The sequence below is a fragment of the Streptomyces sp. NPDC043738 genome, from assembly GCF_056436545.1.
Genome location: NZ_JBWKCJ010000013.1, coordinates 104,693 through 118,931 on the forward strand (window position 1 = coordinate 104,693; position 14,239 = coordinate 118,931).

At 71.1% G+C, this 14,239-nt stretch carries 6 protein-coding genes; 2 read left to right on the forward strand and 4 right to left on the reverse strand.

Features of this window, described 5'->3' with window-relative positions; all coding sequences use genetic code 11:
- Nucleotides 1-21: 21 nt before the first annotated feature.
- The 3 genes from AC0680_RS18940 to AC0680_RS18950 form a co-directional block, all read right to left on the reverse strand.
- Nucleotides 22-177, reverse strand: coding sequence for a hypothetical protein (locus AC0680_RS18940; protein ID WP_478629937.1), 156 nt, complete (start codon nucleotides 175-177; stop codon nucleotides 22-24).
- A gap of 149 nt (nucleotides 178-326) precedes the next feature.
- Nucleotides 327-722: a cellulase gene (locus tag AC0680_RS18945; RefSeq protein ID WP_478629939.1), complete on the reverse strand. Its 396-nt coding sequence runs from the start codon at nucleotides 720-722 to the stop codon at nucleotides 327-329.
- Between the two features lie 11 nt (nucleotides 723-733).
- Complete coding sequence (locus tag AC0680_RS18950) at nucleotides 734-1,240, reverse strand: SigE family RNA polymerase sigma factor (protein ID WP_478629941.1); 507 nt, start codon at nucleotides 1,238-1,240, stop codon at nucleotides 734-736.
- 392 nt (nucleotides 1,241-1,632) lie between these two features.
- Here AC0680_RS18950 and AC0680_RS18955 point away from each other — a divergent pair, with 392 nt between their 5' ends.
- The gene (locus AC0680_RS18955) at nucleotides 1,633-3,171 is read left to right on the forward strand and encodes a carboxylesterase/lipase family protein (protein WP_478629944.1); all 1,539 of its coding nucleotides are present in this window, start codon (nucleotides 1,633-1,635) and stop codon (nucleotides 3,169-3,171) included.
- Nucleotides 3,172-3,409: 238 nt separating this feature from the next.
- Nucleotides 3,410-4,138, forward strand: coding sequence for a DUF4232 domain-containing protein (locus tag AC0680_RS18960; protein WP_478629946.1), 729 nt, complete (start codon nucleotides 3,410-3,412; stop codon nucleotides 4,136-4,138).
- A gap of 187 nt (nucleotides 4,139-4,325) precedes the next feature.
- Here AC0680_RS18960 and AC0680_RS18965 read toward each other — a convergent pair whose 3' ends face one another.
- Nucleotides 4,326-14,165, reverse strand: a complete 9,840-nt coding sequence (locus AC0680_RS18965) for a Tc toxin subunit A-related protein (RefSeq protein ID WP_478629948.1) — start codon at nucleotides 14,163-14,165, stop codon at nucleotides 4,326-4,328.
- Nucleotides 14,166-14,239: the final 74 nt, after the last annotated feature.

Here is a 14,239-nt window from a genome sequence, read left to right on the forward strand (position 1 = left end):
GGTGGTGGTCGGCTCGAAACGTCAGCAGCAGTGCGGCGAGCGCTCGCATGGGGTGGTGAGGTGCTCCTCTGGGGTGATGAGGTGCTCCTCGACCCGGTGCCGCTGCCGAACGGAGCCGTGCAGGTAGGCGGTGAGTTTCGAAGCGTACTTACGGCACTCCTGCTCCATCTCCGCCATCCCGGGCGCGCACTGTCAGTTCGGCGTCAGGCTGTTCTGTTCCGTCAGCGGGTCGATGCCCGCCGCTCCGGGGTCCCCGCGCTTTGGTCCCGGTACTCCTGCCGTCACCGTCCGTTCCTCAACCGCCATGGCCCCAACCTTGGCCAGCGCTACTTGGTCGTTGAGGCGTGGGTCGGGATCGGGGCTGGCGCAGTCGTGCACTTGCGGGTGGGGATGGGGACCGGCACGGTCGTTGACGAGTGGGTCGGAAACGGGACCGGCACGGTCGTGCAGCTGCGGGGCGGATTGGGGACCGGCTTGGCCGTGGAGGTTGGCTGGTGATGAGGAATGGTGGGCCCGTTTTGAGCGGAAGCGCTCGGCAGGACTTCCAGCCCGACGCCGAGCCCGGCGATCGTCAGCGCCGAGCCGGTGGCCATCCATACCGTCCGAGCACGCCGACGGGCACGGACTCCGGCGTGCAGCCGCTGCCGGTGCTGATCCTCAAAGGGGGTGTCTGCCTGGGTCTCGCGCATCATCCGCGCGAGTTCGTGTTCGAAGTCTTCCATGATGTCTCCCTTCACTTCACCGGCTCGATGGCGTCGCCAAGGAGCTGCCGCAACCGCGTCACGCCCCGTGACGTGAGGGACCGGACGGTGCCCACCGGACACCCCAGCGCCTCGGCAACCTGCACCTCGGACAGGTCCTGGTAGTAGCGCAGCACGACCGCGGCGCGCTGCCGCACCGGCAGCAATGCCAGCGCCGCCTCCAACCGAGTCCGATCCTCCACGGCAGCGGCCACATCGCCGGCCTCGGGAAGCTCCGGCAACCGTTCCACCGGACGCTCGCCCCACCAGCGACGTCGCGCCGAGCGAGCCGCCGCACGTGCCAGCACCCGACGCACATACGCCTCCGGCGCCTGCTCGGCCACTCTCGGCCACGCAAACCACAGCTTGACCAGCGCCTCCTGCAGCAGATCCTCGGCCCGATGCCGATCTCCACCGGTGAGCAGATGCGCCAGGTGAAGCAGTGCCGACCAACGATCCGCAACGAACCGGTCGAACGCATCGGCCCGCAACTGCCCCATCAACGCCGTCCCTCGTCTCGATTACTCGCCTACACCCCTACAAAGGCACTGACCCACATCCCGCTATGCAGCCCGTGGCCGTGAGCTGCCTCACACGCCCACACGCCCACCACGACCCGTGCGCGAGCTCCCACACCGAAGCACATCCCATTGGCGGTGATCACTCTCATGTCCCGCCGCCTGTCCCGGCCGCCCCCCACCGGCAGACGACGCGGCTTCGGGGCCTGCCGATTCAAAGACGCCAGTGACCAGGCAGATGATCAAGACGGCGGACGTCCGGCTCCGGCAGTCCGAGTCATCCGTAAATCGCTGGTGCGGCATCCCACCGCGGTGGATGATCCGCAGGGTCCGGGGCCCGCGAGCCCTCTCCTCCTGCCCGAGGGGAAGTTGTGATGACCGCTGCCGAGTCCAAGCCATCCGGATCCCGGCCCGAAGTCCGCGCGACGGCCGGAAGGCTGCGTGGCAGCCGGGAGGCGGGTGTGGCGGTCTTCCGCGGTATCCCGTTCGCCGAGCCCCCGGTCGGCGAGTTGCGCTTCGCCGCGCCGCGACCGGTGCGGGGCTGGAGCGGGGTGCGGGAGGCCCTCTCGTACGGCCCGCCACCCCCGCAGGGCGGGCATTTCGGCATGGACGCGCTGTCGCAGGACGCGGCGGGCGACGACTGGCTGTCGGTCAACGTCTGGTCGCCCGAACCCGACCCGGACGCGGGGCTGCCGGTGATGGTGTGGATCCAGGGCGGTGCCTACGTGATCGGCATGTCCGGCCTTCCCGAGTACGACGGTGGTCGGCTCGCGCGGGACGGTGGCGTCGTCGTGGTGACGTTCAACTACCGTGTGGGAATTGAGGGCTTCGCGCAGATCGAGGGGGCTCCTGCCAACCGGGGGCTACTCGACCAGGTCGCCGCTCTCGAGTGGGTGCGCGACAACATCCGGGCCTTCGGCGGAGACCCTGAGCGGGTCGCGGTCTTCGGCCAGTCGGCGGGTGGGGGATCGGTTGCCGCGCTGCTGGCGATGGACCGTGCGGCCGGGCTCTTTCGCCGGGCCGTCGCGCAGAGTGTGCAGGGCACGTTCTTCTCGCCAGAGCTCGCCGCGGACGTCGCTGCCGCCTGCGCCGCCGAGCTGGGGCTGCGACCCACGGTGGCCGACCTGTCCAGTGTTGCCCCACGCCAGCTGTCGGCCGCCGGTGACGCGGTCGGCGCCAAGATGGACCAGTGGGCGCAACGCTGGGGCCGGCCCGCGCACAGAACGATCCCCTTCTCGCCCGTCGTCGACGGCGAGGCCCTGGCCGTCACACCGTGGCAGGCCCTGGCCGACGGTACCGGCCGCGATGTCGAACTCCTCGTCGGTCACACCCGCGACGAGCAGCGTCTGTTCAGTGCCATCAACGGTCTGCTGGGTGAGGTGAGCGAGGAGCAGGCGGTGAACGCCCTCCAGGTTTTCGCACCCGGCCCGGACGGCGCACGCCGCTACCGCGACGCCTTCCCGGCGGCGGGCCCGGACGAGCTGTATGAAACGGTCCATTCCGACTGGCTGTTCCGCATGCCGTCGCTTCACCTCGCCGAGGCCCAGACGGCTGGCGGCGGCCGTGCTCATGTCTACGAACTGGCCTGGCCGGCCCCGGGCATGGGCGGCGCTTTCGGCGCCTGCCACGGTCTCGACGTACCACTCGTCTTCGGCAACCTGGACCGTGGCCAGCCTGCCGCGCTGATCGGCGAAACGCCCTCCCCGGAGGCAGCGGCCCTGTCCGCCCGGATGCGCGCCGCATGGTCTTCGTTCGCCGCGCACGGTGACCCCGGCTGGCCCGCGTACGACGCCGGTCAACGCCTCGTTCAGCTCTTCGACACTCGGCCGGCTGTCACCGCCTACCCGGAAGAGCCCTCCCGGCTGATCTGGCAGAGCCACACCTTCCCCGTGCTGCCGCTGATCAGCCGGTAGCGTCGACCAGCCCGCCGTCCCGCGGCTGATCATCAGCGGGCCCGATGGGCAGACGCCCAGGACAGGGCTCGCCAGGTGCCTTCGGAAGCGCGGTCGGCCGTCACGACACCGGTGTTGTCCCACTCGCACCCGCATTAGCCGGGCGTTAGCGGGGTGGCAGCCTGGCGATAGTGGGCCCGATCAAGGTGGGTGTCGTACAGAGCAGAGACTGACACAGACTTCCCCGGGGGGATCCGAAATGAGCTCCAGCACCACTGCCCGCACTGCTCGTCGCCGCACTCTGCGTGGTGCCGCCGCGGCCCTGACCGCAGCCGCCGCGTTATCCCTGACCGCCTGCTCCGGTGCGGATGCCGCCGCCGCCAAGCCCGGGGGCCAGTCGGGCACGGGCGCGGCCGCCGAGCCCAGTGGCGCGGGTTCCTCTACCGGAGTGCAGGGCGCCGATGCCCAGGGCAATGCGAAGTCGGGCTCCGGCGACGGCTCTTCCTCCCGCGCCGGTTCCGGCGGCGCCGCCTCGTCTCGTGCCGGCTCCGGGAACGGTGCGGCGAAGGGCGGGGCGAAGAGCAAGTTCTGCCGCACCAACGAGCTGACCATGGTGGCGGTGGACAGCTCGCCCGACCAGAAGACGGGCGACGTCACCGTTCGGATGACCAACAAGGGCGCGAGGACCTGCTCGGCGACGGGCTTCGCGGGCGTCGACCTGAAGGACATCGACGGTACCTCCGCCCCTGTCCACCGCGGCGGTGAGCAGCCCCGCATCACCGACCTGAAGCCCGGTGACACCGCCACTTTCAGCATCTCGTACAAGGTCGACTTCAGTGGCAACAGCCTCGCGCACCCGACCAACATCATCGTGACGCCGCCGAACGAGACCCACAGCGTCTCCCTGAAGTGGCCCGCGGACGCGCTGAAGCTGGCCGGTCCCTACGACGAGAAGATCCAGGTCCACCCGGTCGGCATCGCCAACTGACCACCGCGAAGACCCCTGGCTGAGCGTCCGGTGCATTGTCGGCCCAAGGCCCCCTGCAGGGACGGTCGCGCTTGCCGCACGTGGGCGGTTCGGAGCCTCGGCGGGGACTTCCCCGCCGAGGCGTTCGGCCGCCTACGCGCCTCCGCTTCCCGCGTCGGCGGTCCCACCCGACACCCCACGAAGCGGGTCACGGGACCAGTTCGTAGCCGCACAGGATGTACATCCGGGTGACCGGGCCGACATCGGTGGGGAAGATGAAGCCACCCAGCTCGTGGTCTCGGGCGCGACGCAGCGGCGCCAACGGCAGGCTCAGCTCCCCGTGGAACAGACCCGGGTATTCGGCACTGGCCACACAGGTGATGTCGTGCCCGCCGCACCCGTCGTCCTCGTCGGGGCCGAGGCCAGTCCTGAACCGCACGGTGACGTGGCCGATGCCATCGCAGCCCGCGGTCTCGACGAACAATCCGAGCCGGTTGACCCGCAGGTCCTGATCACGGGGCAGGTACGGGAAGTGCGCGCGGGTCAAGCGCAGCGGCAACCGCCTCGGGCCCGTGGCGGTGGTCAGACGGTGCCAGTCGTCGGGGAAGTCGTGCCGCACGTCGAACAACTGCAGTCCCGCGCCCGGCAGGTGTCGCCGTGCGGCGGTGCCGGCGGCCCTGCGCAGTACGGCGCCGCCTTCCCTGGCCGTGTAGTTGAGGTGCAGGACGACATCCCCGAGCGTGTCGAAGTCGAACCGGTTGTTCTCCTGAGGAAGCTCGATCCGCCAGCGGCTCACGGCTCCGGCGAACTCGAAGGGCAGATAGCGCTCGTCGGCGAAGCGCAGCTCGAAGAGGCCCGCGTCGTTCTGGCCGCTGGAGGTGGCGATCGCCTCGGTCGCCCCGTAGGCGCGCACCACCCGCCGGTCGTCACTGCCGGTCTGGTAGCCGTCGGACTCGGGGCCCGAGCAGCAACCGGCCGGTGGTTCCAAGAGCGCGGGATCGACGCGGGTGCTGCTGCCGAGCAGGGTCAACCGGGCGTGTACGCCGGTGTAGGGGCCCACCACGCAGGGGATCGTCACCGTCACGCTCTTGATGCGGCGCAGGTAGTGCCCTGGGTGATCGAGGTCGAAGAGCCACTCGGGGATGTCGATCTCGGCCCAGCCGGCGTGTTGCAGATGCAGGAAGGCGAGCGGGAACTCCTGGCGCATCGAGATGTGCCTGGTCAGCTCGTACTCGCGGCAGTTGGCGTCGAGGTAGGCCCCTTCCATCTGCCGCAGCGCCAACTGCAGTCGTTCGCCCGCCAGCAGCCCCTCGTGCAGGCCGTCCCATCCGGCCTCGGGCAGGAAGGCACGGGCGGTGTGGCCGCGTTCGTAGTTGAAGGCGCGTTGGGCCCGGCGGCCCGTGTGCATCGCCACTTCGTACAGGCCGCGATAGAGCGCGGCGGTCTCTCGTTGCAGATGCAGGTACAGCTGCGTGCCGGTGAACTTGTCCCGCAGGAAGTCGGAGACCTCGGCGCTGTTGTCGATCTGCTGCTGGTGGTTGTTCAGCTCGCGCAGCGCAACGTCACGTCGCCGGTGGGCGGCCAGGATCTGCCGCTCGATCTGCTCGATCTCGATGCCGATGACCTCGACCTGATGGTGCCATTCCCGTTCTCTGCGAGCCCAGCCGCCCTCGGTGAGGCTCAGACCCGCGCCGGTGTTGGCGTTGTCGGCGATCGCCATCATGATCCGCGCCGCGGTGGAGAATCCGGACGCGAGTTTGTTGCCGACCGGAAGCTGGTTGAACTCCAGCGGGGTGCCTGCGATGCCCGCGATGCCGATCCACATGTCCGGGCTGATCCCGATTCCCTGCGCGACGCCCTCCAGCACGTTGCCGGCGATCCGGGACGCGATCGAGACGCCGGTCAGCGCCTCGTAGCCGGTCTCGCCGGTGTTGAGCCCACCGGCGATCAGCTCCTGGTAGTACCGCAGCCGGGCGAGCGCGCCCTCCTTGGTCTTGTCCAGCGCTTGCACCTGCCAGTCGGCCTCCCGCCACTGGTTCTTCCTGATGTCCAGGGCCAGCTCCAGCAGTTGCCGCTCGTGGTTGTTGCGCAGCGCGGCCAGGGCTTCGGCATCGCCCTTCTCGTACGCCGCGAGCAGCGCCGCACCCAGTTGGCGTACCTCCGCGCAGAGTTCGTTGGCCTTGGCCACCAGGAAGGTGAACCGGTACGGGCTGCCGCCGCACTTGCAGTCCTCCGCGCAGTCACCGGCGCACGGCTCGACGGTCTCCTGCCACCCTTCCCGCAGCCCGCTCTCACCGAAGGCACCGCGCTGGGGAAGCCGGTAGCGGTTGAGACATTGGTGATTGAGGGCGATACGGTCCGCGGTGTCGTCGTACAGGGCGGTCAGCCGCGGGTTCAGCGGCGCGGGACGGGCGACGAGGCCGTTGACCGTCATGGTCTCGCCGACATGGTCCCGGGCCCGCACTTGGGTGGGGCGCTCGCCCAAGATCCGCTGGACGGCGGCGAGGAGCACGCCCGCTTGCTGTGCGCCCTCCACGGTGTTGCGGCAGGCGTGGGCATCGGCCCACTGCACCATGGTCTCCAGGTGGGCCAGCAGCACCGCCCGGTTCCTGGCCCGGTCCTCGCGGACGGGCGAACTCGGGCAGCACGGCACGTCCTGCCGTCGTCGGCGTCGCTGGTCGTCCGTGGCGCAGGAGGTCCAGGTGTTGTCGCGGGCCTGGGGCCGGTACGCCAGCTCGTACCACTTCAGCGCGGACTCGTACCGGCAGTGGGTGCGCAGCGCGCCCGCCACGGTCATCGCCACGCTGAACGGCGAGGGCGGCAGCAGGGGAGCCCCCGGGGCGACGTGGACGAAGTAGGGGTAGGCGGCGAGCCCGCCGGGGAAGCCCGGCGCCGGGTCCGGCGTCTCGACCACCAACGGAAGCGGTACGGCGTGGTCCTCGGCCAGGTCGTAGCGGAACCCCGGCGGCGTCGGGTCGGCATGGCCGATCACCGGCGTGATCGCGCCCACCACCTCGAAGCGCAGGGAATCCGCCGTGCGCCCGGAGAACTTCAGGGTGGCCGTGTCTCCGGTGACCGCGATGCCCTGGCTCGACCGGCGCGGCGGGTCGAACTCGCCGTGCCGCACCCGGCTCCAGCACAGCTGCACCACGGGTCGTGCGTCCCAGTCCAGCAGGGCGGGCAGCTTCTCCGGCCGGTGCCAGTCGGAGGTGTCGCGGTACGCCTGGTCCGGCTGAGCGCCGACGTCCGCCTGCTGGACCTGTGCCGAGTACAACGCGGAATCGGCGAGCCAGAAGTAGTACTCGTCGACGTGGTGCCGTTCCTCGCCGCACTGCGCGCAGCAGACGGTGTCCTCGTGCCGGGCATCGAACTCCGTACCGGCGGGCGGGAGCCCGGCGGCGGCGACCCGGACGAACCGGGTGCCCAGGCGGACCGCTGCGGCCAGCCACAGCGGAAGTCCGGAGGGGTCCTCCTCGGCTTCCTCCCGGCGATCGCGCGGGTCGTGCTCAAGGCGGGGGCGGTCATCCGCCGGGGGAGCGGGGGTGAGGCCGAGCACCGGCGCGAGCCAGGAGTTACGGGCGGCCCGCTCGGGTGTACCCAGCAACCCCAGACCCTCCGGGGCCGGTTGCAGCAGCTGGATTCCGGACGGTTCGCGGGCCTGGAGCAGGGTCAGCGACGGGTGCTCCGGCGGCCGCTGCCCCGGCCACCATTCCAGTCCACCGGGTACCGGCACGGTCAGCGTCGACCGGCGCAGCTCGGACTCCAGGAACGCGAACGCCTCCGACTCCCGGGCGCTGCCCAGCTCGTCCCACTCGATCCAGTTCTCCCCGTAGACCTCGCGGCGCCGGCATGCCTCCCACACCCGGTAGGTGGCGAGCCGCCGCTCCCACAGCCGGACGAACTCCGGCCCCGGCGTCAGTGTGGGTTCGAGCCCGAGCCGGGCCCGCTGGACGAATGCCTGCACGGCCCGGATGGCCTCCTCGATCCGGCTCATCCGCCGGCAGACGCCCGCCTCGACATCCTGGACCAGGAGATCGGAGAGATCCTGCGGCGCGGTCGCGAAGGTGCCCGGCGCCCATGGCAGCGGTACCCGGTCCATCCCGCACAGGTACGCGAGCAGGGCCGTCCTCGCCCGCTCCCGCAGACCGTCGTTGAGTCCGCGCAGGTCCTCGTAGCGCAGCGGCTCGCCGTTCTCGAAACAGCCGTCCCGTACGAACCGGGTGAGGTTCGCGTTGCCCGAGTCGGGTTGCGCCCCGGGGTCGTCGGCGGCCCACTTCCACGGAACGGCATCGCCGATCCACCGGCACGCGAAGTGGCGGCGCAGCCGGGTCAGCCATTTCTCGCCCTGCCAGACCCGCAGCGCCCACCGCTCATCGGTGAGGTCGTCGGCGTCGAGTGCATACGGAGGCGTCGCGAAGTAGGTGTGCAGCAGTGGCGAGTGCGCCAGATCGACGCCCAGATGTCGCAGCAGCTGCGCCGGGTCGTCGGGCTGCTGTTCGAGCACGTCGGCGAAGAGCAGCCAGGCCGGCCGCTCCCGGGCGGACTCGGTCTCCGCCCGCAGCAGGCAGTAGTCGAAGAGCCGTTCCCACCAGTCGAAGAGTGCCGCCTGACGGCGCGGACTCGGCGCGGTGCGCTGATCCCTCACCGGTTGCGGTGGGCAGGGGTCGGACACCGGCAGGAGGTCGAAGTCGAACCAGGCGTGGTGCACACCGAACGCCGAAGGCCCGGTCCTGGGGTAGGACGTGCCGGCGAAGGATTGCGGATGCGTGACCAGATGGCCCAGTTCGGACTGCCGGTGGCCGGGCACGATCGTCGCCGAGAGCGCGAACCGGCGGGCGAGCAGCGCCGCCTTCACCGCCCGCTGGTAGGTGCGGCGGATGTCGCGCAGGGTGGCGCCGTAGCGCCGTTCCAGGTACTGCGCGGCGGCCTCGCCCGAGGCGTACCGGCCCTCGGAGCCCACGAGGCCGTCGCCCAGGGTGCCGTTCTTGGCGTCCCGGAACAGCCGGTCGAAGCCGATCTCCGTCAGCACACCGTCGCTGTCCGGGCCGCGGTACTTCAGCTGGAATCCGGTGTGCTCCGGACAGACCTCCTCGGCCCGCTCGAAGGCCGGATCGGACTGGGCGTACTCGATCGTGATCCGGTAGGCGCCCCGGCGCAGCCGCACGCCCCGTGACGCGGCCGCCGGCGCGTCGTCGGAGGTCCAGTTGTGATCCAGCATGATCCAGGTCTTCTGGCCGCGCCCCAGCGTGACCCGCCAGCGGTGCTCGCGGGCGCGGGCGAAGTCCGGTGCGGTGTCGCCCTCGGTGGGCGCGCCGGCATGGAAGTGGTACTCCCCGGCCTCGTCCACCAGAAGCACACCGCTCCAGCACACGGTGAAGGGACTCGCGCCACCGAGCGGCTCGGCGTCGCCCTCCCTGACGGCGAAGCCGTTGCGCACGCCGACCAGGCGCGACTGGGCCGGGCTCAGCGCCAGGTCCATCGCCGGCAACACGGTGGGCACTGGAGCGTTGTAATGGTCGCGCACAGTACCGAATGCGGTGGCCGGGCCGCGGGTCTCCCTCCAGAGCAACTTGCCCGCGCCGTCGTGCAGTTCGCCGAGCAGGCCGGTGCCGACGAGGCCCAGCAGCGCGGCGAACGCGCCACCGCTGGGTGGTGGCGCCCAGGTCACCTCGGGGGGCCTGCCGTCATCGGCCTCCCACGGCGTCGCCGCCACGTTCTCGTCCGCCCACAGGCTGCGCAGCACCGTTGCCGCCGCGTCCGCGTCGGCCGGGCAGCCGGTCACCGCGGCCACGTGTGCCGCCAGATGCTCGACGATCACCGTGCAGCGCGCCCGGAACCTGGCGAACTGGGCCTGGAAGAAGGCGAATCTCGCGTGCTCGTCGGGTTCGGAGACCAGGGTGTCGATGGCGCGCTCGGCGTTGTCGAAGATGGCTGCGAACGGAGCGAGCGCGGCCCGGGGCGCGAAGTAGAGGTTGCGGACGGCGACCCGCTCGGCCTCCCGCAGCGGCCGCAGGTGGCTCAGCTCCTCGATCACCTCGGTGTCGGAGACCGGCAGCGAGGTCCACAGTTCCTGCGTGGCGCTGTCGTAGCCGAACGGCCCCTCCTCCGGTCGCAGCCACATCAGGGGAGAGGTGTCCGCCACCGCCAGCGGCGTACGGTACTGGCGCCCCAGCACCCCGACCGGGCAACCGCACCGCTCCAGCACGGTCGGGAAGAAGTGTTCCCCGAGCACCTGCCAGGCGTCGGGTCCGCTCTCCGCCGGCACGTAGCCGAACTCGTCCCGCAGGGCCGCGGTCATCCGGGGCCACGTCCAGGCTTCGGCGTCCTCCTCGCCAACGCGCACGGCCAGCAGGGACCGCCGCAGCGCCCAGAGCGTCTGCGCCTCTTCGCACCCGGTCGATCCCGCCGGCTCGGGCAGCGACAGGGGATCGTCGGCCGACTCGTTGCGGTCCTGGAGGGCGAACGGGTCGTCACCGTCGCGGTGCTCTTCGACGGTGAAGAGCCACATGATCTCGCCGACGGTGAAGTCGGAGGCGTAGATCTTGCCGAGGACCTCCACGAACCGCAGCGTGTGTGTCGGCAGTGCGTGCCAGGTATCGCTCGCGGTGTCTGGGTCGAACCCGGCCAGCCGGGACAACACCGTCAGGTTCCCGGCGAGCGCCTTGGCGAAGCGCGGTTCCCGGGCCCCACAGGAATAGCGGACCCGTGCCAGATCGCCGATCCGGTCCAGCACGAGCTCGACGGCTCCGGCGGACGGCGGCTCGGTGGCCCACAGCCCCAGGAGCGGCACTCTCTCGGCCGGCGACGCCGCGTCGGGCCGGTAGGTGTCCACGAGAGAGAGACCCAGCTCCGCGTGCAGGATGATCAGCGCCGCGAGCTGGCGGCAGAAGTCCGTGTTGATCGTGGAACCGTTGAACAGCCGCAGCACCTCGCACACATCACGCAGCATCGCGAAGGTGATCCCCGGCGCCGCGCCCTCGCCCAGCCGCCGCCACAGCCGGACGAAGACGATCAGCTTGCGCAGCGCGGTGCGCGGGTCCTGCTCGTCGGCGGGATCGGTGAACCTGATCCGCAGATCGTCGAGACAGCACGGTTCGCAGTCGGGAAAGTCCGGGGCCTCGCCCTCCGGCACGGCGCGTTCGAACGCGACGAAGCCGCTGCGCCACAGTGCGAGGAACTCGCAGTAGCCCAGGCCGGTACGCTCCAGGAACTCGGGCACCCGCAACACGGCGCCGGTCCAGGACGAGCCGTCGGCGGACTCCTTGGTGAACCCGTACACCTCGTACAGGGTCAGTCGGCCCCGCGTCTTCCGGAACGCGATGTCGTGGGCATAGAGCAGGTCGTACTCCTCGGCGGAGATGCCCAGGTACTCGCAGGCGATCTCCAGCCGTACGGGGTAGCGCCACCGGTGGCTCTGGAACCCGGCGGGCTCGTGCGCCGGGTCCAGCACCAGCTCGGTGATCTCCTTGCGGAACCGGCGCATCGCGGCGTACCGGCTGGTGCCCAGGAAGCGCAGGTAGGACCTGTTCACGTCCAAGGGCTGGTGGTACGGCAGGCCGGGTGCGGTGAAATCCTTGCGCAGCCGGGCGTACGCGTCGAGGTGAGCCCGGGGCAGGGCCTCGGTGGCCGGGGAGGAGTGCTCCGGCACCGCGGCGAACAGGGTCGCCGGATCGTGCGGCCGCCCCAGCGCGTGCCCGGCAAGCCGGTCCGCAGCGGTGTCGTGGATCGCGCCCCGCGCCCCGCCGCCCGCCAGCTTCTCCAGGCTCTCGTTCACCAGGTCGATCACCGGCAGGGGAGTGCCGAGGTTGGCGGCCGTCACCTGCAGATCGCCGAGCGGGCCACGGCGGTCGAGGAGCAGTTCGCCGACCGATGCCACGTTGGCCGGTGTGGTGGGGTGCTCGCAGGTCGACGCGGACGAGATCCGCAGCAGGTCATGCAGGTACTGCGGCGGGCCGAACGGTGAAAGGTGCTCCGGCGGCACACAGTCGGTCAGCGTGCCGTCCGGGTTGACCGGCGCGAAGCCCTCGTCCGGCGGGCCGGCCGGATCGGCGGGTCCCCCCGCGGCCTGTTGGATCCGCGCGGCGAACGGGTGCGCGACGGTGCCGGCGAGCGCCGCGGCGAAATCGGCCGCCGGCAGCGCCGCGGGCCGCGACGTGCTGGTGAAGCCGACCGAGTACAGCGCTTCCATCAGCGAGAACCGCAGTTCGTCACCGGCCGCGAACGCGGTCAGTTCGTGCAGCGCGTCGAGCACCGCGACCGCCTGTTCCAGCCACCGCTGCGCCGCGATGTCCGCGCCGAAGGTGTCGGCCAGCGCGGCCGCGAACGCGACCTCGTCCCGGGGCGCTCCGAAGGCGAACGGGCCACCTCCGTGGTCGCCGTATGCCGCGATCAGGCGGGCGAACACGTCCGAGGCGGACACGCCAAGCGTCGGAAGGCCGCCGGCGGCGGGCCCCTCCGCGGTCGGGGGCTCGACGGGGACGGCGAAGAACTTGCGCAGGTGCCGGACGAAGGCCTGCGCCCGCTCCGCAACCGTGCCCGGCTCGGTGAACGGCGGCAGCAGCGCGGGATTGCCCCGCAGGACGGTGCGCCACTGCTCATCGGTGACCGCCACCAGCCCGGAGACCGTGGTGACCGAGAGCGGCGGCTGCCCCACCGCGACCACCAGCGGATCGTGGTTTCCGGTGACTGCTCGCAGCACCAGCTCCAGGTAGGGTCCGGGTGACGCGGCCGCGGCCGGGGCCCAGAACCCCGCGTCGATTGCTTCCGTGGCCCCGGAATACGTGCTCCACGACCGCACCACCGTGGAGATTGGCGGTGCCAGCGCGACGGTCGGCTCCGACGTGGTGACCGAGCCCAGCGCGCGCAGTCGGCGGGCCGCGGCCTGCGGGCCGATCGCCGGTTCGGCGGGCCTGGTGAGCAGCGGCTCGGACGCGGCGACCACGCCGTTCTCGATCGCGATGCGCAGTTGCGCCAGGGACTGCGTCTCGACGCCGAAACGGGCCGCGTCGTAGCGGTGTTCGGGATCGACCGTCATCGGCAGTGTCGCGCCGAGCGCGTACAGGTACGCCGCCGGAACGGCGAACGTCGGGTCCAGTGTGGTCGAGCCGCCCTGGGGAACGAAGGTGACCGCGGCGTGCCCGGTCTCCGCGCCGGCCAGGACCGGGAAGGTGAGCCTCGCCCGGGCGGCGTCCGCGGCCAGCCGTTCGCCCTGCACGGCCGCCGAGGCGGCGAAGACGAAGGTGGTCAGCAGTGACGCCTTCGCGTCGACGGTGGCGTGATAGCCGGCCAGTTCCGCCTCGAACCGCTGCCGGTCGTTCTCCACCTGCTGCTTGTCGAGACCGGGGTCCACGGGCGGCTTGGTGTACATCTCGCCGAGCGGGCGCGGCAGGTCCGGGGGCGGATACACCAGCCGGTCCCAGGTCAGTTCGGCTGCCACATACCGGCTCTGCGCCTGGCTGAGCGGCGGACGCTGCCGGAGGGGGCCACCCGTGCCGGGATCCTTCGCCAGTACCTTGTCGATCTTCGCGACCAGGTCGGCGAAGTTCGGCGGGGTGCCGTCCCTGGGCAGCTCGACCTGGTCCCCTCCGGGCGACGTCGCCGGCACCGCCGCATAGGCACTGGCGGGCATCGCGAAGTACGCCGGCTGGCGCACCGGCAGCGTGCCCACGCTGATGACCTTGATGTTGAAGTCCAGCTCCCCGTCGCCGAGGGGGACGCCGTCGCGGGTCAGCTCCAGCCGGAGGTCGTACGAGGAGCCGGCCGGGTACTCCGGATGGCCCGGCGGCGGTGTCACCACGATCACCGCGGTGGCGACCGCCTCCTGGTGCCGTGTGGTCACCGGCGGCAGGCCACCGCCGACGATGTCCAGGTAGTGCTGGATGATCGCCGTGTCGGCCACGTTCACGTCGTGCTTGGTGACATCGGCGGGCGTGACCGCGAGCCCCTTGGCCGAGCCGATCTGTACGCCCTTCCTGGGCTCGGCGAAGGTCAGGTCGAAGGCCGTCACGGTCAACTTGTCCAGGGCTGCCCGGAAATCCGACGCGGACATGGGTTTCGTCGGGTGCAACCGAACGATGATCAACTCCGGCATATCAATCTGCGCCCTTCTGCCCCGATTCCAGC